Source organism: Herbidospora sp. NBRC 101105 (assembly GCF_030269205.1).
Lineage (GTDB): Bacteria > Actinomycetota > Actinomycetes > Streptosporangiales > Streptosporangiaceae > Herbidospora > Herbidospora solisilvae.
On the sequence record NZ_BSSX01000007.1, the window covers coordinates 597,650 to 622,380 of the forward strand.

General features: G+C 69.4%; 22 protein-coding genes, 2 tRNA genes and 1 riboswitch. Of the genes, 7 read left to right on the forward strand and 17 right to left on the reverse strand.

Annotated features, from left to right (window positions below):
* Positions 1-4 precede the first annotated feature (4 nt).
* On the forward strand, positions 5-1,117 hold the full coding sequence (locus QSK34_RS29505; RefSeq protein WP_285588764.1) for a PP2C family protein-serine/threonine phosphatase: 1,113 nt from the start codon (positions 5-7) through the stop codon (positions 1,115-1,117).
* 151 nt (positions 1,118-1,268) lie between these two features.
* On the opposite strand, the gene QSK34_RS29510 is transcribed toward QSK34_RS29505, so the two are convergent.
* The gene (locus QSK34_RS29510) at positions 1,269-1,874 is read right to left on the reverse strand and encodes a response regulator transcription factor (RefSeq protein WP_285588766.1); all 606 of its coding nucleotides are present in this window, start codon (positions 1,872-1,874) and stop codon (positions 1,269-1,271) included.
* 200 nt (positions 1,875-2,074) lie between these two features.
* On the opposite strand from QSK34_RS29510, the gene QSK34_RS29515 reads away from it, so the two are divergent.
* Complete coding sequence (locus QSK34_RS29515; RefSeq protein WP_285588768.1) at positions 2,075-3,376, forward strand: M50 family metallopeptidase; 1,302 nt, start codon at positions 2,075-2,077, stop codon at positions 3,374-3,376.
* Here QSK34_RS29515 and QSK34_RS29520 read toward each other — a convergent pair whose 3' ends face one another.
* Positions 3,377-3,877: a DinB family protein gene (locus QSK34_RS29520; RefSeq protein ID WP_285588770.1), complete on the reverse strand. Its 501-nt coding sequence runs from the start codon at positions 3,875-3,877 to the stop codon at positions 3,377-3,379.
* A gap of 58 nt (positions 3,878-3,935) precedes the next feature.
* On the opposite strand from QSK34_RS29520, the gene QSK34_RS29525 reads away from it, so the two are divergent.
* Complete coding sequence (locus QSK34_RS29525; RefSeq protein WP_285588772.1) at positions 3,936-4,730, forward strand: SDR family NAD(P)-dependent oxidoreductase; 795 nt, start codon at positions 3,936-3,938, stop codon at positions 4,728-4,730.
* Here QSK34_RS29525 and QSK34_RS29530 read toward each other — a convergent pair.
* From QSK34_RS29530 to QSK34_RS29575, 10 genes are all read right to left on the reverse strand, one after another.
* Positions 4,705-5,124 carry a MarR family winged helix-turn-helix transcriptional regulator gene (locus tag QSK34_RS29530; RefSeq protein ID WP_285588775.1) on the reverse strand — a complete coding sequence of 140 codons (420 nt, stop codon included), beginning with the start codon at positions 5,122-5,124 and terminating at the stop codon, positions 4,705-4,707. The two genes, QSK34_RS29525 and QSK34_RS29530, sit on opposite strands and share 26 nt — an antisense overlap.
* Complete coding sequence (locus QSK34_RS29535) at positions 5,121-6,815, reverse strand: MFS transporter (protein WP_285588777.1); 1,695 nt, start codon at positions 6,813-6,815, stop codon at positions 5,121-5,123. Before QSK34_RS29535 ends, QSK34_RS29530 begins: the two co-directional genes overlap by 4 nt.
* 168 nt (positions 6,816-6,983) lie before the next feature.
* Positions 6,984-8,315, reverse strand: coding sequence for a UDP-glucose dehydrogenase family protein (locus QSK34_RS29540; RefSeq protein WP_285588779.1), 1,332 nt, complete (start codon positions 8,313-8,315; stop codon positions 6,984-6,986).
* 21 nt (positions 8,316-8,336) lie between these two features.
* Positions 8,337-9,542 (reverse strand): right-handed parallel beta-helix repeat-containing protein, encoded by a 1,206-nt coding sequence (locus tag QSK34_RS29545; protein ID WP_285588781.1) that lies wholly within the window; start codon positions 9,540-9,542, stop codon positions 8,337-8,339.
* A gap of 2 nt (positions 9,543-9,544) precedes the next feature.
* Positions 9,545-11,410 (reverse strand): right-handed parallel beta-helix repeat-containing protein, encoded by a 1,866-nt coding sequence (locus QSK34_RS29550; protein ID WP_285588783.1) that lies wholly within the window; start codon positions 11,408-11,410, stop codon positions 9,545-9,547.
* Entirely contained in the window at positions 11,407-13,527 is a 2,121-nt protein-coding gene (locus QSK34_RS29555; RefSeq protein WP_285588785.1) for a right-handed parallel beta-helix repeat-containing protein, read from the reverse strand. The genes QSK34_RS29550 and QSK34_RS29555 overlap by 4 nt, the downstream gene beginning before the upstream one ends.
* Before the next feature lie 5 nt (positions 13,528-13,532).
* Complete coding sequence (locus tag QSK34_RS29560) at positions 13,533-14,798, reverse strand: glycosyltransferase family 2 protein (protein WP_161482176.1); 1,266 nt, start codon at positions 14,796-14,798, stop codon at positions 13,533-13,535.
* A gap of 958 nt (positions 14,799-15,756) precedes the next feature.
* Positions 15,757-16,680 carry a coiled-coil domain-containing protein gene (locus tag QSK34_RS29565; RefSeq protein ID WP_285588787.1) on the reverse strand — a complete coding sequence of 308 codons (924 nt, stop codon included), beginning with the start codon at positions 16,678-16,680 and terminating at the stop codon, positions 15,757-15,759.
* 52 nt (positions 16,681-16,732) lie between these two features.
* Positions 16,733-16,870: riboswitch (cyclic di-AMP (ydaO/yuaA leader) on the reverse strand.
* 74 nt (positions 16,871-16,944) lie between these two features.
* Positions 16,945-17,961: a galactose-1-phosphate uridylyltransferase gene (locus tag QSK34_RS29570; RefSeq protein WP_285588789.1), complete on the reverse strand. Its 1,017-nt coding sequence runs from the start codon at positions 17,959-17,961 to the stop codon at positions 16,945-16,947.
* On the reverse strand, positions 17,958-18,734 hold the full coding sequence (locus QSK34_RS29575; protein ID WP_285588791.1) for a DeoR/GlpR family DNA-binding transcription regulator: 777 nt from the start codon (positions 18,732-18,734) through the stop codon (positions 17,958-17,960). The genes QSK34_RS29570 and QSK34_RS29575 overlap by 4 nt, the downstream gene beginning before the upstream one ends.
* A 98-nt stretch (positions 18,735-18,832) precedes the next feature.
* Between QSK34_RS29575 and QSK34_RS37970 the strand changes: the two genes are divergently transcribed.
* A complete protein-coding gene (locus tag QSK34_RS37970; RefSeq protein ID WP_407929421.1) occupies positions 18,833-18,910 on the forward strand; it encodes a 50S ribosomal protein bL37 in 78 nt (25 codons plus the stop codon).
* Positions 18,911-18,922: 12 nt separating this feature from the next.
* Here the strand turns inward: QSK34_RS37970 and QSK34_RS29580 are convergent, their stop codons facing one another.
* Positions 18,923-19,495 (reverse strand): TIGR03086 family metal-binding protein, encoded by a 573-nt coding sequence (locus QSK34_RS29580; protein ID WP_285588793.1) that lies wholly within the window; start codon positions 19,493-19,495, stop codon positions 18,923-18,925.
* 59 nt (positions 19,496-19,554) lie between these two features.
* On the reverse strand, positions 19,555-20,769 hold the full coding sequence (locus QSK34_RS29585) for an ion channel protein (RefSeq protein ID WP_285588795.1): 1,215 nt from the start codon (positions 20,767-20,769) through the stop codon (positions 19,555-19,557).
* 153 nt (positions 20,770-20,922) lie between these two features.
* On the opposite strand from QSK34_RS29585, the gene QSK34_RS29590 reads away from it, so the two are divergent.
* A complete protein-coding gene (locus QSK34_RS29590; protein WP_137251404.1) occupies positions 20,923-21,339 on the forward strand; it encodes a DUF7144 family membrane protein in 417 nt (138 codons plus the stop codon).
* Here the strand turns inward: QSK34_RS29590 and QSK34_RS29595 are convergent.
* Positions 21,336-23,072 carry an ATP-binding SpoIIE family protein phosphatase gene (locus QSK34_RS29595; protein ID WP_285588797.1) on the reverse strand — a complete coding sequence of 579 codons (1,737 nt, stop codon included), beginning with the start codon at positions 23,070-23,072 and terminating at the stop codon, positions 21,336-21,338. The two genes, QSK34_RS29590 and QSK34_RS29595, sit on opposite strands and share 4 nt — an antisense overlap.
* Positions 23,073-23,299: 227 nt before the next feature.
* A tRNA-Pro gene (locus QSK34_RS29600) sits at positions 23,300-23,373 on the reverse strand.
* A 90-nt stretch (positions 23,374-23,463) separates the two neighbouring features.
* Here QSK34_RS29600 and QSK34_RS29605 point away from each other — a divergent pair.
* Positions 23,464-23,534 (forward strand) — tRNA-Gly (locus tag QSK34_RS29605).
* A 56-nt stretch (positions 23,535-23,590) separates the two neighbouring features.
* On the opposite strand, the gene QSK34_RS29610 is transcribed toward QSK34_RS29605, so the two are convergent.
* Positions 23,591-24,100 (reverse strand): hypothetical protein, encoded by a 510-nt coding sequence (locus tag QSK34_RS29610; protein WP_285588798.1) that lies wholly within the window; start codon positions 24,098-24,100, stop codon positions 23,591-23,593.
* Positions 24,101-24,207: 107 nt separating this feature from the next.
* Here QSK34_RS29610 and QSK34_RS29615 point away from each other — a divergent pair, with 107 nt between their 5' ends.
* Entirely contained in the window at positions 24,208-24,729 is a 522-nt protein-coding gene (locus QSK34_RS29615; protein WP_285588800.1) for a hypothetical protein, read from the forward strand.
* The last annotated feature ends 2 nt before the right edge of the window (positions 24,730-24,731 follow it).

Genomic DNA, 24,731 nt, shown 5'->3' on the forward strand with positions numbered 1-24,731 from the left:
CATCATGAGTTCCCGTCCGGTGCCGCTCATTCCCCCTCGGCTCCGCGCGATTTTGGTGCGGGTCCCGTTTCTGGTGCCGATCGTCCGGTTCGTAAGGAAGAGTTCGTCGAAAGATAGCCATCTGCTGATCGCTCTGGTCGTCGTGAGCCTGCTCATCGGAGTGCTCGGCGTCCAGATCTCGACGCGTTGGTTCTCGCCCTCGCTGCTCATCCTGGTGACCCTCGTCGCCGGGCTCCAGCTCCGGCTGCGCAGCCTGATGACGCTGCTGGTCGCAGTGGCCGCGTCGGTCACCTACCTGGGGATCACCTACGGCGCCCGGCAGGTCGGCCCCGGCTTCCTGCTCACCATGGCGTTCACGGTCGTGCTGGCCGGGCTGATGTCGCGCACCCGGGGCACGCTCGGCGTGCAGGGGCTGCGCGGCGACGCGATGCTGCTGGAGCTGCGCGACCGGCTCAAGAGGCAGAGCGAGCTGCCGTCGCTCCCCAAGGCGTGGGGCGGCAAGGTCGTGCTCAAACAGGCCGGCGGGTCGTCGTTCGGCGGCGACTTCGTGGTCTCCATGCGCGAGGGGACCAGGGTCGAGCTGGCCGTGGTCGACGTCTCGGGCAAGGGCGTCGACGCCGGCACCAGGGCCCTGCTGCTCTCGGGCACGTTCGGCGGCCTGCTCGGCTCGGTGAGCGACTTCCTCGGCGCGTGCAACGCCTACCTGCGCCGCCAGCGCGAGGGCGAGGGATTCGTCACGGCCGTCCACCTGAGCCTCGACCTGGCCACCGGCGCCTACGAGATCACGTCGGCGGGCCACCCGCCGGTCGTGAAGTTCGACTCGGGCACCGGCACCTGGCGGGTCTCCACGGCCAAGGGCGTCGTGCTCGGGGTGGTGCCCGACCTGGCCTGCGAGCCCGACCGGGGCACCCTGCGCAAGGGCGACGCGCTCATGCTCTACACCGACGGGCTGATCGAGCAGCCGGGCCGCGACATCGACGCCGGCCTCGACCGGCTCCTCGGCGAGGCCGAGCGGCTGCTGCCCGGCGGGTTCTCCAAGAGCGCCCGCCAGCTCGTGAACTCGATGTCGTCGGGCCACAACGACGACTGCGCGCTGGTCTTGATCTGGAGACCGTGACACTAGTCACTGGTCGTGCGCTGATCCCGGTTGAGACCCTTTATCCGGTCACCGGCGGTACGGGGGTGTCGCCGGAGAGCGGCCCCATTCAGGGTCCCCGGGCCTTCTCAGGTAGGCGGCGCGGCTCACCTGCGAAGGCCCGGCCCTCTGTCTATAACCAGCCCGAATCGGCGGCGATCCTGACCGCGTCGACCCGGTTCCTGGCGCCCGTCTTGCACATGATGCGCGACAGGTGGTTGCGGACCGTTCCCACCGACAGGAAGAGCTCGTCGGCGATCTCCTTCGACCGCGCCCCCTGCGCGGCGATGCGCAGCACGTCGAGCTCCCGCCGGGTCAGCGGGTTGTCGGCCGTCTGGAGGGCGGCCACGGCCAGGTCGGAGTCGACCGCCCGCCGCCCGGCCGCGATCAGGCGGATGCCCTCGGCCAGCTTCTCGGGCCCGGCGTCGGTGCCCAGGAAGCCCAGCGCGTTGGCCGCGAACGCGCGGCGCACCTGACCGGGGTTGGCCTGGGAGGACAGGATCATCACCCGGCACGCGGGCACTTTCTCGCGGAGCCGCGCCGCGGCGGCCAGGCCGCCCATGGCGGGCAGGTCGATGTCGATCACGGCGGTGTCGGGACGGTGTTCGACGGCGGCCGGGATGGCGTCCTCACTCGACGCCACCCCGGCCACGACTTCGAGGTCGCTCTCCCCGTTGAGGGAGGCGACCAGGCCATGCCGGACGAAGGGTAGGTGCTCGGCCACCAGGACCTTGATCATGAGGCGCCCCCATCTCATACCTCAGGGTGATCGGCCAGACGCACAGTGTCATCGAAGTCTCTCGATTCGGCAAACCCACCGCAAGCTCCCCCGAGGATCCACCGTGAAATGCCCACGAACGCGGACACGGCCGGACGCCGGGCGGCGTGGGCTACTCTCGATGCGACGACCGATTTTCCGCCTGCCGGGGGTATGCGCCGATGAGCTGGCAGTTCATTGCCGGGTTCGTGATTCTCTTCGTCGGCCTCCTGGTGTCGATCGCCCTCCACGAGCTCGGTCACCTCGTCCCGGCCAAGATCTTCGGCGTGCGCGTCACGCAGTACATGGTCGGATTCGGCTCCACCATGTGGTCGCGGCGGCGCGGCGAGACCGAATATGGCGTCAAGTGGATCCCCATGGGCGGCTACATCCGCATGATCGGCATGCTGCCGCCGCGCCCGAGCGACGATCCCAACAAGCTGCGCTCGATCTCGACCGGGCCGTGGCAGGGCCTCATCGAGAACGCCCGCCAGGTGGCGTCCGAGGAGATCAGGCCCGGCGACGAGAGCCGGGTCTTCTACCGCAAGCCGTGGTGGCAGAAGGTCATCATCATGTTCGGCGGCCCGTTCATGAACTTCGTCCTGGCCTTCGGGCTGTTCGCGGTCGTCATGATGGGCTTCGGCGTGACCGTGCTCAAGCCGACGGTCAACGACGTCAGCAAGTGCGTCATCCCGGCCTCCCAGGCCGACCGCGAGTGCACGCCCGCCGACCCGAAGACCCCGGCCCTCGCGGCCGGGCTGCGGAAGGGTGACACCTTCGTCTCCATCGACGGCAAGCCGGTGACCTCGTGGGAGTCGGCCACCTCGACCATCCGTGCCCACGGCGCCGGTCCGGTGCCCATCGTCATCGAGCGGGCCGGGCAACGGCAGACCCTCACGGTGAACCTGATCGCGACCGAGCGGCCCGACCTCGACGACCCCACCAAGGTCGTCCAGAACGTCGGGTTCCTCGGCGTCGAGCCGACCCAGGTGACCGAGCGCCAGGGCCCCGGCTACGTCGTCTCCGAGATGTGGGACATGACCTCGCGCACGGCCGTCTCGATGCTCGACATCCCGGGCAAGATGGTCGGCGTCTGGCACGCCGCCTTCTCGGGCGAGGAGCGCGACCCCAACGGCCCGATCGGCATCGTCGGGGCGGGCCGCATCGGCGGCGAGATCGCCGCCTCCGCCGCCCCGATCGAGAACAAGATCGTCATCTTCATCAACCTGCTGGCCGGGCTGAACCTGGCGATCGGCATCTTCAACCTGATCCCGCTGCTGCCGCTCGACGGCGGCCACATCGCGGGCGGCCTGTGGGAGGGCGTCAAGCGCGGCTTCGCCCGCGTGGCCCGGCGGCCCGCGCCCGGCTACGTCGACGTCGCCAAGGCGCTGCCGCTGACCTACGCGATGGCGGCCGTGCTGCTCTTCATGGGCGGCCTGCTGATCTTCGCCGACATCGTCAACCCCGTCAGGCTGAGCGGCTAGCTACTCCCCGGTCACGCCGTCGAGGCGCTCGCGCAGGAAGTCGGCGTGACCGTTGTGCCGGGCGTACTCCTCCACCATGTGCACCAGGATCCACCGGTGCGACATGAGCTCCCCGGCCCGGTTGGGCTTCTTCATCAGCGTGTCGAGCGGGGTCTGCGCGCTGATCTTCCGGGCGGCGTCGATCTCGGCCCTCCAGGTGGCGAAGACCTCCTCGACGGGCGGCGAGTCGAGGGCGTCGAAGTCGTCGTCGGGGGCGGCGTCGGTGAAGAAGATCGGCGGCAGGTCCTCGCCGTTGAGCCGGATGCGGAACCAGGCCCGCTCGACGTCGGCCAGGTGCCTGACCAGCCCGAGCAGCGACAACGACGACGGTTCCACGGCCCGGGTGCGCAGCTGCTCGTCGGTCAGTCCCTCGCACTTCATGGCCAGGGTGTCGCGGTGGTAGTCGAGGAAGGCGGCCAGGGTGTCGCGCTCGTCGCCGGCGAGGGGCGGGTCGATTCTCATGGGGTTATGGTGCCAAACCATTGCCAGATGCCCGACATCCTGCGGGAACAAGTCATTCATGACACTTGACGGGAAAGTCGCGATTGTCGCCGGAGCGAGCCGGGGGATCGGCGAGGTCACCGCACGGGCGCTGGCCCGTTCAGGAGCCTCCGTGGTCCTGGCCGCTCGTGATTCCACCGCCATCGAGACCGTCGCCGCCGACATCCGGGCCTCTGGGGGACGCGCGCTCGCCGTTCCCACCGACGTGGGCGATTCGGACTCGGCCGAGCGGCTCGTCGCCGTCACCCTGGAGAAGTTCGGGCGGCTCGACGCGGCGTTCAACAACGCCACCGACGGGCCCGTGCCCGCGCCTCTGGCCGAGATCGATCCGCTGGACTTCGACCTCGGTATCCGGACCAACGTCCGCGGGACCTTCCTCGGCATGAAGTTCCAGATCCCCGCCATGCTGGCCTCGGGCGGCGGGTCGATCGTCAACATGGCCTCGGTGGCCGGGGTCCGGGGGACCGCCAACCTGGCCGGGTACGTCGCGGCCAAGGCGGGGATCATCGGGCTGACCAAGGTCGCCGCGCTCGACTACGCCGACCAGGGGATCAGGGTGAACGTGCTGGCCCCCGGGCCCATCCTGACCTACCACCTGGAGGCGGCGGGAGACGACGTCCAGCGCAGGGCGGGTCAGGCCGCGCCGATGCGGCGCGTGGGGCTGCCCGAGGAAGTCGCGGCGACGGTGATCTGGCTGTTCTCCGCCCAGTCGTCCTACATCACCGGGGTGACACTGCCGGTCGACGGCGGGATGGCGGCCGGGGAGAAGCCCCCGCTGGCCAAGAACCTCACGAGGCGGCCAGCGCCTCTATAGCGGGCAGCGCCGCCGCCAGGGCCTCGCGCTGCTCGGGCGGCAGGGCCGAGATCCGGGCCACGAAGAAGGCGATGCTGTCGCCCCGCAACCGTCCCAGTTCCGCCTCGCCCTCCGGCGTGAGGCTGATCAGGGAGGCCCGCCCGTCGGCCGGGTCGGGCGTGCGGGCGACCAGGCCGAGGTTCTCCAGCCCGCCCACCACCCGGCTCAGCGTGGGCGCGCTGACGCCCTCGTGGGCGGCCAGGTCGCCGAGCCGTACCGGGCCGAGCTGGGCGGCGGCCGCCAGGGTCGAGATCTGACCGGCGGTCAGGTCGCCGCGGGTCTGCTGGCGGCCGCGCCGGCCCAGGCGGGCCAGTGCCGCCTTGAGCCGTTCGGCCAGCAGGTCCACGTCGGTCATGACCGGTGCACCGTGGCCGCCGCCACGGCCAGTTCGTCGTGGACGTACCGGCGGCCCCTCAGCAGCGACGCCACGGCGGCGATCAGCGACATCGCGACGGCCAGCAGGAACACCACCACCAGGCCCTGGTGGAAGGGGCCGGAGACGAGGTCGGGGAAGTACTCGCGGCCGGTCAGGGTCGCGGCGTTCCCCGGGCTCAGATGGGCCAGGGCGCCGGTCGGGGCGAGCAGGTTCTCGATCGGGTTGTAGCCCAGGAAGGCGGCGAAGAGCGTGCCGACCGGGGGCAGTGCGCCGATCGTCGCGGCGAGTGCGGGCGGGACGCCGTGCTCGGCCAGCCCGCCGGTCAGGGTCTGGGGCAGGGTGGCGGCCAGGCCGGCGATCATCAGGGAGAAGAACACGCCGATCGACAGGACCATCCCGGCGTTGGTGAACGTCGCCCGCATGCCCGAGGCCACGCCGCGCTGCCCGGCCGGGACCGAGTTCATGATCGCGGTGGTGTTGGGCGCGGTGAACAGGCCCGAGCCGACGCCGTTCAGGAAGATCAGCGTGGCGAACACCCAGTACGGGAAGTCGATCGGCACCAGCAGCAGCCCGAGGAAGGCCAGCGCGGACAGCACGAGCCCTCCCGAGGCGAAGGCGCGGGCGCCGTACCGGTCGGACAGGTGGCCCGACAGCGGGCCCGCCAGCAGGAAGCCGGCCGTCAGCGGCAGCAGGTAGACGCCGGCCCACAGCGGGGTGTCCTCGAAGGGGTAGCCGTGCAGGGGCAACCAGATGCCCTGGAGCCAGATGATCAGCATGAACTGCAGGCCGCCCCGGGCGACGGAGGCCAGCAGCCCGGCCACGTTACCGGCCGCGAAGGCCCTGATCCGGAACAGCGACAGGTGGAACATCGGCTGCGCCGCCTTCGTCTCGATCAGGCAGAAGGCCGCCAGGATCAGCACGCCGCCCGTGATGCCGCCGATCACCAGCGGGTTGGTCCAGCCCATCGCGTGGCCGCCGTAGGGCTGGATGCCGTAGGTCACCGCCGCCAGCAGCATCGTGAGGCCGGCCGCGAAGGCCAGGTTGCCCCACCAGTCGATCCTGGCGCCCTCGACCCGGGTGACCGTCTCACGCAGGCTCCGGTACGCCCACACGGTCCCCAGGACGCCGATGGGCACCGAGGCCCAGAACACCAGCCGCCAGTCGAGCTGCGACAGCAGCCCGCCTGCGACCAGCCCCAGGAAGGTCCCGGCGATGCCGGCCACCTGGTTGACTCCCATCGCCATGCCGCGCCGCCCGGCGGGGAACGCGTCGGTCAGGATCGCCGCCGAGTTGGCCATCAGCAGCGCGCCCCCGACGCCCTGGAACAACCGCCAGCCGATCAGCCAGAGGGCGCCGCCCGACTGCTGGAAGGGGTCGAGGGCCAGCACCACCGTGCCGACGGTGAAGACGGCGAAGCCCGCGTTGTACATGCGGACCCGGCCGAACATGTCGCCCAGGCGGCCCAGCGTGACCACCAGGACGGCCGAGACGAGCATGTAGCCCATCAGGATCCACAGCAGGTAGGAGACGTTGCCGGGTTCCAGCGGGTTCAGGTGGATGCCGCGGAAGACGGCCGGCAGCGAGATGATCACGATTGAGGAGTTGACGGTGGCGAGCAGCATGCCCAGGGTCGTGTTGCTCAGCACGATCCACGGATAACGGTCCGACATGAGACCCCCAACAACTTGCTTAACCTAACTAACGAGTTGAGGGAGGCGAAAATGCCCCAAACAACACGAAAAGGGACGCGCTTCCGCGCGTCCCTTTCCGGTCGTGACGTGTCTATCGGGCAGATTCAGGCGCGAGCCACGACCGGCCTTCGGCCGGCCGCGTCTCGCTTACGGCATGCCGAGCGCCCGGTATTCCCAGCCCTCGGCGCGCCAGAACTCGGCGTCCAGGGCGTGGCGGCCGTCGACGATGCGGCGGTGCTTGACCACCGACGCCAGGGCGGACGGCTCGATCTCGCGGAACTCGGTCCACTCGGTCAGCAGCACGACGACGTCGGCGTCGGCCGCCACGTCCATGGCGCTGGTGCCGTAACGGAGCTCGGGGTAGGCGCGGCGGGCGTTGTCGAGGGCGGCCGGGTCGTAGACGCGGACGTTGGCGCCCAGGCCGTGCATGGTGCGGGCCACGTCGAGCGCCGGGGCGTCGCGGATGTCGTCGGAGTTCGGCTTGAAGGCCGCGCCGAGGCAGGCCACCTTCTTGCCGTTGAGCTGCCCGCCGACCATCTCGCGGACCAGGTCGATCGTGCGCGAGCGGCGGCGGCGGTTGATCGCGTCCACCTCGCGCAGGAACGACACGGCCTGGCCGACGCCGATCTCCTCGGCGCGGTGGGCGAAGGCGCGGATGTCCTTGGGCAGGCAGCCGCCGCCGAAGCCGAGACCGGGCTGGAGGAACCGGCCGCCGATGCGGTCGTCGAAGGCCAGCGCCTTGGCCAGGTGGCGCACGTCGGCCCCGGTCGCCTCGCAGATCTCGGCCATCGCGTTGATGTAGGAGATCTTGGTGGCCAGGAACGAGTTCGCGGCCACCTTCACGAGCTCGGCGGTGGCCAGGTCGGTCACCACGACCGGGGTCTCGTTGTCGATGATCGGCTGGAAGGCCGCCTCCAGCTGCTGACGCGCCCAGTCGGAGGCCACGCCGAACACGAGCCGGTCGGGACGCAGGGTGTCCTCGACGGCGAAGCCCTCACGCAGGAACTCGGGGTTCCAGGCGAGCTCGACCTCGTCGCCGGCCGGGGCCAGCTCCTGGATCAGGGCGGTCAGGCGGGCGGCGGTGCCGACGGGGACGGTCGACTTGCCGACCACCAGGACCTTGCGGTCGAGCAGCGGCGCCAGGGCGGCCACGGAGGCGTCGACGTAGGTCAGGTCGGCGGCGTCCATGCCGGGTTTCTGCGGGGTGCCCACACAGATGAAGTGCACGTCGCCGTGGGCGGCGGCCTCCTCGACCGACGTGGTGAACCGGAGGCGGCCGGTCGCCATGGTCTTGTCGAGGAGTTCGGGCAGACCTGGCTCGAAGAACGGCACCTCGCCGGATTGCAGCCGCTCGATCTTGCGGGGGTCGGTGTCGAGTCCGACCACCTCATAGCCGAGGGAGGCCATGCAGATCGCGTGAGTGGCTCCGAGATACCCGGTCCCGATGACGGTGATCCGGGGGAGTGCGGTGTCAGTCATTGTCAGTTCTCTCGCAGAAACTCAGGAGCATTCGCTCTTCTTGGTGAGCGGGCCGCCGGTCACCTCGTTGTCGCAGGTGATCGTGTTGCCGCCTGCGGTGTCGTTGATGCCGTAGCCCCCTGAACCGCCCAGATCGATGACGTTGGCCCGGAAGGTGTTCCCGGTCCCCCAGCCATTGATGATCTTGTGGGTCTGGAAGCCGTCCGCGGGGGAGCCGCGGCCGGTGTTGCGCTCGATCAGGTAGCCGTTCCCCTTGACGTCCACCCAGCTGTCGTTGTGACCATCGCCGGTGATCATCGAGCCGTCGAAGATGTTGCCGATGATCTTTCCGTCGGAGGTGCCCTCCTTGATGTCGATGGCCTCGGCGGTGGCGCGGATGACGTTCCCGCGCGCGATGTTGCGGTCGCTCTTGTCCATCTGGCCGCCGGAGAAGGTGGCCCAGTTGCTCTCGGCGGTGCCGAAGTAGACGCCCTCGCCGTACTTGTCCTTGCGGAGCCCGGTGCCCCAGATGAGGTTGTACTGGGCGATGTTGTCGGAGCTGAAGTTCCTGAAGTGGATGGCCTCGTCGCCGATGTGGTTGACGTCGAGGTCCTGGACGACGTTGAAGTTCGACTTGTCGGCCATGACGCCCTTCTGGGCGTGCCGGACGGTGAAGCCGATGAGCCGCCAGTACTCGGCCTCGTTCAGGTGGAAGGCGTAGCCCTCCTTGAGGCCGCCGCCGTCGATGATCGCGTCGCGGGAGCCGCAGACGAAGATCGGCTGGTCCTCGGTGCCCTTCGCGGCGCCCACGAACCGGCCCTGGTACTCGCCCGGCTCCATGAAGATCACCGTGCCGGGCTCGGCCGAGGCGAGGGCCTCGGTGAGCTCCTCCGCGGTGGTCACGGTCACGGTCGGGTCGGGGCAGGCGATCTTGCCCGCGCCGTCGGGGACCGCGATGTCCGGAGGCTGCTGGACGGCGGTGAACGGCTCGAAGTCCTCTTCCTCGTCCTTCCGCACCGGCTCCTCCTCTTCCGCGAAGTCCTCACCCGGGTCCTCGGCCCCCAGGGTCGGCAGGGGCCGGGGACCGGTGTCCGGCTGGATGTTCTCGACCACCATGCCGGGTTGTTGCTCCTGACCACCGCCGCCGCCGAAGATCCCGTACAGGACGACCACGATCAGGATCGTGAAGGCCGCACCGGCCCCCGCGGCGATCATGGTCTTCTTGTCGATGTCGATCTCGATGCGCATGGTCAGGTCCTTTCGGCGGACGCCCCGGTGAGCGACCACACGGGACGCTCCTCCAGGACGGACTGCCTCTCGTACGGGTCGACGATGCGACGTCCGACGCGGGGCCCGTTGTTCCCGAGGGCCCGGATGGCGGAGATCACGATGAGCAGGATGACGCCGAACCAGATCAGGTTCATCGGCTTGGCGATGCGCTTGACCGTGGTCCAGAAGTCCGCCGTGTCCTGCCAGCCGGCGACGTTGTTGGAGGTCACCGCGGCCATCCCGGTCGCGCGGTCGGTGTCGAGGGCGCTGCGCCCGGCGCCGCCCAGCGTGTTGCCGACGACCTCGGTGCCCGTGGCCACGCCGAGCACGGAGACGCCGTGCAGGGTCGCCTGGTTGACGGTGTTGCCGGTCACCTCGGCCTCGGCGTTGCGCAGGTAGATCGCGGTCGGGACGTTGTTCACGATGTTCCCGACGATCTTGGCGCCGGTGACGCCGTCGCGCACCGCGATGCCCTGGCTCCACTGGCCGCTGATCCGGTTGCCGGAGACCCGGACCCCGGTCGCGTCCTTGTTCACCACGATGCCCGTCTGCCCGCCGGTCACCTCGGTAGTCTGGACCGCCAGGTCGACGCCGCCCTGGATCTCGACGCCGTAGCGCTTGTTCTCCCTGGACCAGGAGCTGGTCACCGAGCTGCCGCCGAAGCTCTGCAGCGACTCGCCCGAGGCCGACGGGCCGCGGGCCAGCGGCAGGCCGCTGAGGGTGAAGCCGTTGCCGCCGTTGCCGACCGCGCCCGACCCGGTGATGGTCACGTTCTGGGTGCCGCGCGAGAGCACGAACCCGTCGCCCCGCGAGCCGGTCACCGTGGTGTTCTCGATGGTGGCGTTGCGGGCGAACCGGTGCAGCAGCACCCCGTCGACCAGGCTCCCGGTCACCGTCACGTTGGCCATCCGGGTCTGGTTGGAGGCCGTGATGAAGATGCCGTAGGCGTTGCCCTTGATCGAGGTCTCGGTGATCTCCCCGGTGACGAGGTTGGCCTCCGGCAGCTGGTAGGCCACCTTCTTCAGGCCCTTGCCGTCGTGGATCACCACCTGGTCGTCGTCGCCCATGCGCGGCACCAGGGCGCCGCCCGGGAGCAGCACCTTCTCGTCGGTGGGCGGCGCGGGCGTGGTGAGGTCGGCGTCGAGGGTGGTGCGGTCGCTGCCGGTCAGCGCCAGGCCGCCGGTCGAGCCGCTCCAGAACCCGAGGTACTCGACCTGCGCGTGGCTCATCCGCAGCTCGCCGCCGATCACCCGCACGTAGGCCCGGCCGTCGTTGACCCGGCTGTCGGCCGTGTTGATGTTCGGGTCCCAGCTCGTGAGGCGCACCGGGTTCTGCGGGGAGCCGTTGATGCGGATGCTGGCGCCGAAGCCGACGATCGTGGTGAACGACCCCGGCTCGCTGCGCATCCGGATCACCAGCGGGCCGGTCGCGTTCTGCAGCACCAGCTTGGCGTTCGGGCCGACGAACAGGTTGATGCCCAGGATGTACGACCCGTCGTTCTGCTTCTGGAAGTACTCCCCGCCCAGCTTCTCCAGGTCGGCGACCCGGTAGGGCTCCCGGCGCGAGGGCAGCACCAGCGTCTGGCCGTTGGCCGAGCTGGAGATGTGCGGCTGCCGGGCCCGCTGGGCGTTGGGGCCGCCGCGGGCGATCGCCGACATGAGCGTCGCCCGCGTCTGCATGATCCGCAGGTCCTCCTGGTCGACCAGGTTCGACTGCTGCTTGGCGTCGGCGGCGGTCACGTCGTCGACGGCGGGCGTCGGCGGCGGCTGGTCCACATAGGAGAGGTAGGCCCAGGTGCCGGCGCCCAGCAGGAGCAGCACGAAGAACGTGATCCAGGCCTTCTTCATCGCCCGCCTCCCACGGTGACCGTCGGGACGGCCGGCTGCGTCGGCCTGCTGCGCCCGTTGAACCCGCTGCCCGTTGCCGCGGTGGCCGCGTTGGGCAGGGTCCAGGTCGGGCGCTCCTCCATCGCCTGCTGCTGCTCGTACGGATCGACGATGCCGCGGCGGCGCCGGTCCATGATGCCGCGCGACCGGAACGCCGAGACCAGGATGAGCAGGATGACGCCGGCCCAGATGACGTTCATGGGCTTGACGTAGCGCTTGGCCTTGCTCCAGAAGGTCGAGGTGTCGACCCAGCCGTTCTCGTCGTTGTTGTGGTCGTTCACGTCGCCGCTCGACCGGGCGGTGCTGACCGCGCTGGTGCCGGAGCCGACGATCGTGTTGCGGGCCACCTCCGAGCCGCCGGCCGCGCCGACGACCGTGACGCCGTGGGCGTTCGGGTCCTTCACCGTGGTGATCTTGTTGCCGACCACCTGGCCGTTGGAGTCGCGCATGTAGACGCCGGTCGGGCCGCCGGTGATCGTGTTGCCCGAGACGTAGGCGTTGCGCACGCCGTCGCGCAGCGCGATGCCCTGGCGCTTCTGGCCGGTCAGCTTGTTGCCCGACAACTGCACGGCCTCGGCCCCGGCGCGGACCACGATGCCCATGTCGCCGCCGACGACCTCGCTGGTCTGCACGGCCTGGCGGATCCCGCCCATGACCTCGATGCCGTAGCGGCCGTTGCCCCGGGCCACGCTGTTGTTGACCGAGCTGTCGCCGTAGACCGCCAGCGACTCGCCCGACGCCGAGGGGCCGTGGGCCAGTGCCCGGCCGTCGAGGGTGAAGCCGTTGCGCCCGTTGTTCTCCGCCAGGCAGTCGTTGACCTGGACCTTCTCGGTGGCCCGGGAGAGCACGAAGCCGTCGCCGCCGCTGCCGGTCACCTCGGTGTGCGAGATCGTCGCGTTCTTGGCGAACCGGTGCATGAACACGCCGTGCACGATGCTGTCGCGGATCTTGTTGTTGATGATCTGCGTCTGGTTGGAGCCCGAGACGAACAGCCCGTAGGCGTCGCGGGTGATCACACTGTTCTCGATCTTGCCGGTGACCAGCTCGTCGGCCGGCACGTGGGAAGCGGTGCCGGGCCCGATCGGGTAGGTCTCGACGTCGCCGTAGGTGCCGCCGCCCTGGTCCTTGGTGTTGTTCTCCAGGCGGTCGGCCTTGTCCTGGTGGCGCTGCGCCTTGGTGCGGTGCCGGTAGGTCGACGACGGGCGCTCGGTGCCGGTCAGCGCGATGCCGCCGGTGCGACCGCTCCAGAAGCCCAGGTCGGAGACCTGTCCGTACACCATGTTGAACTGGCCGCCGACCGCCCGGATGTAGGCCCGGCCGTCGCTGGTGTCGAGGTCGGGCTTGCTCGCCTTGACGTCCCAGCTCGTGATCCGGACCGGCTTGGTCGCGGTGCCCTTGATGTCGATGTTGCCGCCGAAGGTGATGATCGAGCTGAACGACCCCGGGATGCTGCCCATCCGCAGCGTCATCGGGCCGCGCAGCTGGAGCGTCGCGCCGTCGGCCACGAAGACGTGGATGCCCAGCAGGTAGGACCCGTCGGTCATCAGCCGGACGTACTTGCCCCGCTCGACCGCCAGCAGATCCTTCAGCGTGTACGGCCGCTCGTCGTTGCGCGCCGGCAGCACCATCGTGCGGCCGAACGACGAGGAGAAGATCTGCGGCTGCTTGCGCTGGGCCGCGAAGAAACCGCCCTGCTGGAGCAGCGCCGTGAGCGCCGCCCGGGTCTGCAGGATCCGCTGGTCCTCCATGTCGACGAGCGCCGCCTGAGATTCGGCGTCCTCGGGGGAGATCTTGATCAGCGGCTCGGGCTCGGAGCTCGGGATGCTCGGCGCGTCACTCGGCACGGCGCCGGGCGCCGCGCTGGGCACCGCCCCGGGGGCCGTACTGGGTGCCGCGCTGGGGGTGATGCTCGGGGCCGCGCTGGGCTTGCTCCTCGGGATGGTGCTGGTGATCCCGGTGTCGGCGGACGGCCGCGCACTCGCCGGGGGAGTCGGCGAGGGCGCGGCGGCGACGGGGGGCACGCCGATCGTGAGCGCGCCGAGCAGCAGGGCTCCGGCGGTCACGATGGTCCGGTTCACGGCCATCAGGCCAGTCCCTGCAGCGTGGCGGCCGTCTGGCCCTCCGAACCCGCCTGGTCGGCCTTGCGGGTCAGCCAGCCCTGCTTGTTCATGGTGAGGAACGCGTAGAGCTTGATCGGCAGGGCGATCCCGATGATGACCAGGGTCGTCAGCGGCAGCAGCAGGATCTCCTGCGGGTGGCGCTTGAGGTGCGACCAGCCCCGGATGCCGCGGCCGATCAGCAACCAGCCGACGCAGGTGCCGATGCCCCAGGGGGTCAGCTCCAGGCGGCTGAAGAACAGGTAGCCGAGCGTGACGCCCATGGTGACCGGGGTGAGCAGGATCTGCAGCACGGTGACCTTGGTGACCAGCGGCGTCTTCCACAACCAGCCCTTCCACAGGGCGGTCAGGTAGCAGCGGTAGGAGTTGCGGCTCCAGCGGATGCGCTGCTTGAAGAAGGCCCGGAACGAGCTCGGGAACATCGAGATCGCCCGCGCCGACGACTGGTGCACCGTCTTGTAACCGGAGGCCAGCACCAGCCAGGTGAGCCGCCCGTCGTCGCCGGCGATGCAGCGGCGGCCGAGGAAGAACTCGTTCTCCAGGTGGTGGACGACCGGCAGGATCGCCGACCGGCGGTAGGCGGCGGTGCGGCCGGACAGGCAGGCCACGCCACCACGGCTGCCCATGGCCGGCACGTAGTCGTAGTAACGCAGGTTGACCAGCCAGTCGGCGATGCGCCGCCAGACGCTGGTGGTGCGCTGGAACACGTTCTGCTGGGTGCCGACGCCACCGACCTGCGGGTCCTCGAAGGGCATCTGCACGGCGTCGAGCAGGCCGGGCTCCCACCAGGTGTCGGAGTCGGCGAACACCACGATGTCGCCGCGGGCGGCCCGGATGCCGACCCCCAGCGCCGACCGCTTGCCCGAGTGTTCGTAGACGAGCACACGCAGCCGGGGGTCGTTGACCTCCCGCAGCTTCGCGTGGCATTCGGTGTCCGCGACGTCGACCACGATGATCACTTCGCCCGGGTTCTGGGCGAGCCAGCTCCCCAGGCACCGGACCAGGATCTCCGCGTCCTCGCGGAACGACGGCACCACGACCGAGACGGACGCGCGGTAACCGTTGACGACGGGCTTGGCCAGCCGGGACAACACGACCCGGTAGATCCACAGACCCCAGACGAGCAGACCCGCCAACCCGAGCGGGACGATGTCTCGCCAACTCCCGTTGGCGCTCGACCTCACCAGCCATTCATAGGCGGTGTCGAGCCAATTCGCTGAATCAGACCCCACGACCTTGTTCTCCTGAGCTTTTCCGCACGCGAGAGAATGCCCCGAGTCGTTCCGGATCTCAAAGAATGAGATGACCGGCGGAGCACACTATTTGTTCGGCTTTAACGTCAACTTCCGCATCGAAGTCGATTTGAGTTCGGGCCCCCTATTGGGGGGTGAGCCCGACTGCCGAGCCGAGACGGCGGGCCCGGTGGCCGCGGGCCGGGGAAAAATCAGCGGATCTCACGCTGGTCCTCTCGCGTGGCATGGGAGGGAGAGTGTCGGGATCCGTGCCCGGCCGGCTGCGATGAGTCACAGCTGACACAGGTGCCACAACAGTCCCGAGGTGTACCGTTCCATAAGCTAATTTCGGGATAAGTCGGGTGTCAACGGGCCTGTCGTTGAAACTTTTATCTGTGGGGATGGCGGGGCCGGAGGTAAACACGGTGCGGCGGGCGACTTTCCTGGTGGGAGGCGGTTGGGGCTCCAGTTGGGGGGCTCGTGCACCCGTCCGGGCGACGGTTCTTTGCAGCAGAATTCACGTGCGTGTAACCAGCGCCCGGATAAATGCCGAAACATGATCGTTATCGAATCCGGGTAAACCTTCGGGCGCTTCTGTAGGTGATCACTTACTTCGGGTTCCGAAGGATGATCACGCGGGCGTGCGCACCGCGGGGGCAGGGCGCGCACACCCGCGTGATCGTGGGGTGGGGCAGTTGGTCTTTGAGAGCTTACGGGGGGTTCGATGAGCTTTGTGGGGGTTTTGGGGTCAGGGTAGTGCTTCTGCCTGAGAACTCCCTGGGCGGGGCGGCCGTTTCGCGGGGGTCTGACGCGGTTCCAGCCATCCGGGGGGTCGGTTCATGGCGGGTGCGGGCCGGGTTCGCGATGGGTCGATCGCGGGCTCGGCGCCGGGGCGGGCGGGGGAGTCGTGCGCGGTCGGCTCGCGGGGTCAGGGCGGGCCGGCCGGTGGGGTCGGGGCTCAGAACATCGAGATGTGAACGTGGTCGTAGTGGTTGGCGGTGTTGCCACCGCGGTTGCTCATGAAGCGCCAGCCGGTGCCGCTGTTGATGCGCTGCCGCCAGATGACGTACTTCACGCCGAGCTTGGTGCGGTTCTTCAGGGCCCACTCGGCGAGCTGGTCGCCGAGGATCTTGGCCGAACCCGTGGCCATCGCGCCGCCGGTCGTCATCATGAAGTCGCAGGCGCGGCCGAGCGGGTGCTCGCCCATGGTGTCGACGCGGAAGCAGCCGATCGAGTTGTTCAGCTTGAAGGCCGCCTTGGCCTCCTCGCGCATGAGGCGGGTGCGGGCGGTGATGTTGTCGGCGCCGGTCGGCAGCTGCGGGGCCCAGCCGCCGTTGGCGAGCTTGCCGGGGCCGATCGGGATCAGGTCGTCGAGCCGGTCCTTGATGTCGTCGATGAGGTCCTCCGCCTCCACGCGGCGCCTCTCGATGTCCTTGGACTTCTTGTCGATCTCGGCGATCAGGCCCTTGGCCTCGGCCGCCGCCTGCGCCCGCGCCTGCTCCTTCTGCTTGTAGTTGCGCACGATCGCGGCCTGCTCGTTGCCGAGCTGCATCGCGAGCGGCGACATGCCCATGCCGGGCGGCAGCACGATCCCGCCGTTGCCGGGGACCGACTGGTAGCTGAGCCCGGCCAGCCGGGCCATCTCGCGCTGGGCCGCCGCGAAGTCGGCGTGCGCCTTCTCCAGCTTCTCCTGGGCGGCCTTGGACGCCGTCTTGGCCTTGGCGAGGTCGTCGCGCGCCGCGTGGTACTGCGCGATCAGCGAGTTGACCTTCTTCTCCAGGCTCGACAGCTGCTTGCGCAGTTTGTCGGCGTCGGGCTTGGGGGCCGCGACGGCGGGGCCGGGCACCAGCGCGGCGCAGAAAGCGGCCACCAGGGCCGCCACCGGAAGGAGGAACAACCGGCGGTTGCGTCGGTGCGTCGTGGCGGGCAGCGCCCACTCCTCTCCTTGCGCCGGCCGGGTTAGCTGACGGATTCGGGCGGAGAAGCCCGGGCGCTCGATCGCGCCTGCACCCCAGGTTCTGGTGGGTCCCCGGCTCCCGGGCGACACGCCCGGGATTAGGCAGTCCGCCGAGGTCTCGGCGGGTTCGTGTGGATAGTAATGGTAAAGACGAGGCAAGTGCTACTTAAAGTTGCGACCATACGGAGATCAATCCGTGATCTGGCGCCCCATCTTTCCCGATGCAGCCCTGAGCATAGAGGCCGCCTCCTCGGGCCGCACGTCGTTGACGAACGCTCCCATACCGGATTCGCTACCTGCCAGGTACTTCAGCTTCTCCGGCGCCCTCCTGATGCTGAAGAGCTCCATGTGCACGTACGCCACCTCCCTTCCCCAGCGAACCGGCGCCTGGTGCCAGGCGGCCACATACGGCATACGGACCCCGAACAACCCGTCGAGGGCCCGCAGCACCCCGGTGTAGAGCGGCCCGAACGCCGCCCGCTCCTCGGGAGTGAGCGAGGGCAGGTCGGGCGCCTGCCGGTGGGGATAGAGGTGCACCTCGAACGGATACCGGGCGGCCCTCGGCACGAAGGCCGTCCAGTGGTCGTTCGCGGCGACCACCCGCTCCCCGGCACGCTCCTCCGCCACCACGGCCGCGAGCGAGCCGGGCCGGGCGACGGTGAGCATCCGCTGGGTGCGGGGTGTCACATAGGGATACGCATAGATCTGCCCGTGCGGATGGGGGAGAGTGATACCGATTTCGGCGCCCCGGTTCTCGAAGCAGAACACCTGCTCCACCCCGTCGAGCGCGGACAGCTCGCGGGTGCGGTCGACCCAGGCGTCCATCACCAGCCCGGCCCGCTCGTCGCTCAGGCCGGCGAACGAGGCGTCGTGGTCGTCGGTGAAGCAGACCACCTCGCAGCGCCCGATGGGCCCGCTGAACGAGGGGAACCGGTTCTCGAACACGGCCACGTCGTAGGCCGAGGGGATCTCCGACCAGGGGCGGCCGGGGCAGAGGGGGCACTCCTCGGGCGGGGGGAGATGGGTGCGGGTCTGCCGGTGGCCGGCGACGGCCACCCACTCGTCGAGCACCGGGTCGTGCCGCAGCTCCGAGGGGTCGGGCCGGGGCGGCAGGTCGCGCAGGTCCTTGGCGGAGTGGTCGCGCTCGTGGAGGTCGAAGTAGATGAGCTCCCGGCCGTCGGCCAGGTGGGTCAGATGGCGGTTCATGCGGGTTCGGCGACGATCAGCTCGCCGACGTGGCCGGCCAGTTCGTCGCGCGCCTCCTTGTCCAGGCCGGAATCGGTGACGAGAACATCGGCCCGGTCGAGCCGGGCGATGGTGGAGATGCCGACGGTGCCCCACTTGGTGTGGTCGGCCAGCACCACGAGCTGCTGCGCGGCGGCCACCAGCTCGCGGTCGGTCTCGGCCTCCAGCAGGTTGGGGGTGGTGAATCCGGCCCGCGCGTTCATGCCGTGCACCCCGAGGACGAGCGTGTCGACGTTGAGCGACCTGATCGCCTGCACCGCGATCGGCCCGACGAGGGCGTCGGACGGCGTGCGCACGCCTCCCACCAGCACGACCGTCTGGCCGGGCCGCCCGGACCGATGGAACACCTCGGCCACCCGGACCGAGTTGGTGATGAGGGTCAGGTCGGGCACGTCGACGAGGTGGTGGGCGAAGGTCCAGGTCGTGGTGCCGGCCGACAGGGCGACCGCGCTGCCCGGCCGGACCAGGTGGGCGGCGGCGCGGGAGATGGCCTCCTTCTCGGGCTGCTGCCGCACCGACTTGGCGGCGAACCCGGGCTCCTCGGTCGACCCCGGCCCGGCGACGGTGGCGCCGCCGTGCACCTTCTCGATCAGACCGCGATCGGCCAGCGCCTCGAGGTCGCGGCGGATCGTCATGTCGGAGACGCCCAGGTCGCGGACGAGGTCGGCGACCCGCACCCCGCCCGTGCGCCGGACCCGTTCGAGGATCGCCTGTTGCCTCTGCTGGGCCAGCATCAGCTCCCCCTCTCAAACATGTTCCAACAAATCATCGCATAGAAAATGTTGGAACATGGGAGGTGGACAGGTGCTCGCACGAGGCGCACAGTGGGCCAATGGGTAAACGACAGCGCAAGTCCAAGGCCCGCCGCAAGAAGAAGGCCAACCACGGCAAGCGGCCCACGGGCCGTTAGCCGGAGGCCCCGTCAGGAGGCCCGGCGTCCCCAGGCGGCCAGCAGCCGCGTCTGCGCGTCGGCGTTCTCCGGCACCGGCACGTGCCCGCCGATGATGCCCGAGCTGCGGTAACCCTCCTCGCAGCCGGCGAACCAGTCGGCGCAGAGCGAGACGAGCTCCGGGTCGAGCCGGTCGGCCACGCCGATGGCGTTCGACAGGTCCCACGTGTGGATCAGGGCGTCGGCGAACAGTTCGGTGACGTACTCGCGTCCCGGCACGTCTCCGAACGACAGGTGCACGGTGCGGTCGAGCACGCCCTCCGCCGAGGCGGCGGTGACGGCGGCGTGCGCGGCGAAGTCGAACGCCTTGACGGCGTCGTCGCCGATGAGGTCGCCGTCGAAGACGTCGCCGATCTCGGCCGGGCTGCGGCCGGCGAGCAGTTCGGGCGCCCAGAGAGATTCGTACACCAGGTGGTTCACCAGGGCATGCACGTCCCAGTCGACACACGGCGTCGGGAGGTCCCACTGGCCGGGCTTGATGAGGTGGACGCGCATACCGAAGGCGTCCAGGGCCCGGCGGTAGGCGTCCTCGATTCCGATCGTCACAATTCGACGGTAACCCGAACACGAGCCCACGTCATGGGGCTCCGGACCAAAGTGACAATTTAGGGCATTCCTGGCATGTGCGCTGGGACGACCATCTGTTTCTTGCCCGTCACCAGCAACCATGCGGGCAGAATCGTCACGCACGCCACGGGAATCAGCGCCGTGTCCCCGACGACGGCCACGGAGATGAACAGGCTCAGCCAGCCGTGCTGCGTGATCGCCAGCACGAACCCCAGCACCCCCGCGGTCAGCGCCAGGGCCGGCGGCACCGCCGGGACCAACGCGTTGGCGGCCACGCCCAGGGCGATCCCCATGAAGACGGCCGGGAAGATGCGCCCGCCCCGGAACCCGCAGGCCGCCGCCACGGTCAGCGCGACCAGCTTGACCAGGAGGACCAGGATCACCGTCCCGGTGGCGGCGTGGCCGCGCAGCAGCTCACCGGCCTGCGTCAGCCCCTTGAACATGGACACCTCGCCGCCGATGATCCCCAGGCCGCCGAGGACGACCCCGCCCGCCGTGACCATGAGCACCGGATGGGGGATGCGGTGGAAGGCGGCATGGGCGTACGGAAACGCATAGACCACCAGCAGCCCCAGACCCGCGCCGACGAGCGCGATGACCGGCCCCGAGACCAGGTCGGCGAGCCGGAACCCGGGGTAGCCGGGCACCTTCATGTACAGCGTCCGGCCGGAGAGGGCCACTGTGGTCAGCGCCCCGGCGGAGGCCGCCAGCAGCGGCGCGAAGAGTCTGTCCCAGAGCGGCGTCTCCGGTCTGCCCAGCGGCAGCTCCGACATGAGCAGCGCGGCGGCGAGCGGCGTGCCGAACAGGGCGCCGACGGTCCCGGCCGCGCCGATCCCCACCCAGACCACGCCGTCGGCCTGCGGGAACAGTCTCCGGCCCGCGGCGAAGGCGAGGGCCACGTTGACGGCGGTGATGGGGTTCTCCGGCCCCAGGCTCACCCCGCAGGAAAGGGTGACGATCACCGCCACCAGCACTCCCGGCAGCACCCGGGGCGGCATCGGCGGCGCCACCAGCCCCTCGGTGGCCGGGTCGGGCCCGGCGTGCCCCGGAAACCGCCAGATCAGCAGCCCCGTGACGGTTCCCGCCAGGGTGAGGACGACCAGAATGCGCCACCACTCGAACGACGGCCAAATCAGGCGCTCCAACCATTCGGCAAGTGCGGTGACGCCGAAGAGGATGAGACTCGAACCGACTCCAACCACCAATGCGGGCAAAACCAATGCCAGCAGCCTGATCCACGTCGCCCTCGGCATTGGCGTGTCCCCCCGGCCTCAATGCACTTGGAATACCCGTGGGGTTCTCAAAAGAAAGCCTCGCATCGCCAATAGTGCGCCATGTGAGGCATTTGTGGCGGTTTATGTGGTTATGGTGGCAATTGCTAGTCGACGAGGAAGGAGCTGGTCGCGTTGACCACCGCATCCACGACACCCACTTCGGGCGGACGACTGCCGCACCCCTCCAACTGGCTGCGCTTCGCCGGGATCCTCGGCATCGTGGTGGGGCTGCTCAACATCGTCGGCGGGTTCGCCGCGATCTTGAAGAGCCACTACCTCGTGGTCGGTTCATCCGGCGTGCTGATCTTCAACCTCACCGCGTGGGGCATCATCTGGCTGGTCGCCGGGGTCCTCATGGTGATCGCGGGCGTGGGCATCCTCCAAGGAGCGATGTGGGCCCGCATGCTGGGCATCGTCCTGGCGGCACTGGTCATCCTGGGCCAGTTCGCCTACGCCGGGGCGTTCCCGATCTGGTCCCTCATCGTCGTCGCGCTGGCCGTGGTCGTGATCTACGGCCTGGTGGTGCCGCCGCGCGGCAGTATCGCCTAGGGGAGCCGCTGTTCCACCCAGACGATCTTCCCGAGAGGGGTCGGGCGAGTGCCCCACCGGTAGGTGAGCCGCTTGATGAGCTGCAGCCCGCGCCCGGTGTCGTCCTCCGAAGTCGGAGTGCGCAGCGCCGGGACGGTGGGCGAGCCGTCGGCGACCTCGCAGACCAGGGTTCTGCCCCGGCCCCTCAGCAACCTCAGCTCGATCGGCGGCCAGCCGTGCTTGAGCGCGTTGGTCACCAGCTCACTGACGACCAGCTCGGTGGTGTCACGGACGGCGCCGAGCCCCCATTCCGCCAGCGTCGCCCGGACGAACCGCCGGGCGTGACTGACGAAGCGGGGATCGGCCGGCAGCGAGCAGGAGGCGATCTCGTCGGGCGCGAGTTCATGGACCCGGGCAAGCAGCAGCGCGATGTCGTCGCGCTCGTGCCCGGGTCGCTGACTGTTGATGGTCACGTCGCACATCTCCTCCAGATCCTGGTCGGGCGCCGACAGCAGCCGGCGCAGCGCCATGATCCCCAGGTCGATGTCTCTGGCCCGGCTCTCCACCAGGCCGTCGGTGTAGAAGGCGAGGATCCCCCCGGACGGCAGCACCATCTCCACCGTCTCCAGCGGGTCGTTCCCGATCCCCAGCGGCAGCCCCGAGGGCAGCTCGATGATCTCGGTACGACCGTCGGGATGGATCAGAACCGGCGGAACATGCCCCGCCCGCGCCAGCGCGCAGGTCCGGGTCACCGGGTCGTAGGTCGCGTAGACCGCCGTGGCGATCTGGGTGGGATCGAGGTCCTGGCTCATCCGGTTAAGCCGGAACAGCACCTCGTCGGGCGGCAGGTCGAGGGACGCCAGCGTGCGCGCGGCGGTCCGGAGCTGCCCCATCGTGGCCGCGGCCCGGGTCCCGTGCCCCATGACGTCGCCCACCACGAGCGCCGCCCGGCACCCGGGAAGGGGGATGACGTCGAACCAGTCGCCGCCGACCCCCATGAGGTCGCTGGCCGGCAGGTAGCGGGAGGCGATCTTCATGCCCAGCGGCTGGTGCAGGTCGGCCGGCAGGAGGCTGCTCTGCAGCGTGAGGGCGGTGCGCCGCTCCCGGGCGTACAGGCGCGCGTTGTCTATGCAGACGGCGGTCCGCGCGGCCAGCTCCTCGGCGACCGCGACGTCCTCCTCCTCGAACGGCGACCCGCCGGGGTTCCGGCTGAAGATCGCACACCCGAGCACCCGCCCCCGCGCCTTCAGCGGCACGGCGATGAACGACCCGCCCACCAGGAGCTTGGCCACCACCTCACGGTCGAGGCTGGCCCCGATCAGCTCCGCGGTGTGCTCGTCGAGCTCCGGATACATGATCGGATTCCCGGTCGACATGCACTGCGCCTGCGGCAGCTGCGCCGAGTAGACCGTGACCTCGTTGATCGGAAAGGCCTCGACCCACTCGGTCGGATCGGCCTCCGCCACCCCGATGGCCACCCGCCGCACGAGCGCGGTGCCGTCGACCGGCCGTGACGGGAACTCCCCGTCGATGACGAGCCGATCCTGCACCATGATCGCCGAGGTGTCGGCGAACCGAGGGACCGCGATGTCCATCAGCTCCCGGCTGGTCTCGCCCAGATCGAGGGTCGTCCCGATGCGACGGCTGGCCTCATTGAGATAGGCCAGCCGCTCCTGAGCGGAGGCCGCCGAGGCCTGCCGCCATTCGAGCCGGTCACCCGGCGCCGGCGTCTTGATCACGCTGTTCCGGTTCATCTCTTCCGCATCGTAGGGAGGACAACCACGGCATTTCATGCCTTTTCCCAGACTGTACGGCGCTTTACGCGGTGGATTGCAGGGTCAAGGCCGCATTGATCCTCAAGAAGCCGGGTCATCGGCACGGAAAGGCAGTGTTCGTCGGTGTTTACGACGTGATGCCCGATGCCGGGCGAGGGGGTTGCGGACAGGAATTATTACCTTTCGACCGCAACCGACAGACTGTGTCGGGGTGACAGGATTTGAACCTGCGGCCCCCTGCTCCCAAAGCAGGTGCGCTACCAAGCTGCGCCACACCCCGTGAGCCGCCTGGCGCCGACGCCCCGAGATCTCCGGTACGCTTACGCTTTGACGGCCGGATGAAGTCTAGACCAGATGCCGACCGGCGCGCGCGGACGTAGCTCAATGGTAGAGCCCCAGTCTTCCAAACTGGCTACGCGGGTTCGATTCCCGTCGTCCGCTCTCAACGTGAAAGGCCAGGTCACCCCGGTGGGGTGCCTGGCCTTCGTCATACCGGATCACGCCGGGAAGTCCTTCGGGTTGACGCCGCTCGTGCGGGCGTTGCCGCCCTTGACGGGGTTGAGGGTGAGCGTCCAGATGGTCGACTGGGTCGCGGTCGTGGTGAACCTCAGCCGGTCGTTGAAGCGCTGGTAGGAGGCGCTCTTGGTGAACTTCCGCTTCGAGCTGCTGAACCGGTAACCGGTGGTGAAGTAGACGGTGTAGGAGCCGTCGTCGACCTTCTTGAAGCTCGCGGTCGACTTCGCGCGGACGTAGAGGCTGAACGCCTTCTTCTTGCCCCGGACCAGCGTGACGACCCCGTCCTTGGCGGTGCCGTTCTTGATCTTCAGGACGCCCTCCCCGCCGCTGATGCGGTCGTAGAGGACCTTGCCGTTGCCCGGCCGCGCCGCCGACGGCGCCAGGGAGACCGCAGCCGACTCCTGGACGGAGGCGCCGGCCGGGGCGGCGGCATAACCGGTCAGCAGAACCGCGGTGAGGACCGCTCCTGCGAGAGGACGTAATGAGTGCATTGCGACAATATGTCGAATTGCCGTCGGCCGGGTCAACGCGATTCAGAGTCGCGGAAGCCTCTGGCACAAATGGGAAATGTCAGTCCGAGATCGTAGGCTCCGCTGCCATGATCGCCGCGCAGACCGTGTCCTTCGACCTCTACGTCCACTACAGCCAGGCCTACCTCGTCGACGACACCGACGACGCCATGGGCCCCAATGGGATGCTCGACGACCACCCCACCCACCGTGTCGGCATCATCCGCGTCGAAGACGGCGACGCCTTCCTCATCACGGGCCTGCACACCGGCACTGTCGACTTCTCGGTCACGGTGGCCGACCACGACCCGGGCGCGGACAGCGGCGGCTACGAGGACATCGTCGAGATCAGCATGGAGTCCGAGGCCGGCAGGTTCGCCCTGCACGAATGGGGTGGCGGCGACGTCCACGAACTACCCGACCTGCCCGCGGGGCCTGGCTGGTATCGGTTGCGCTACCACGCTCAGAACATGGACGCGGCCGCCGAAGCCGACACCTCACAGGAGATCATCGACCGCTATCTGCTGCAGATCTGGCCCCAGGACGAGTCGGAGCCCCGCGTGGTCCAGAGCGCGAGCGGCCAGCTCGCCTACTGGCGCAGCCCCAGGTGAGC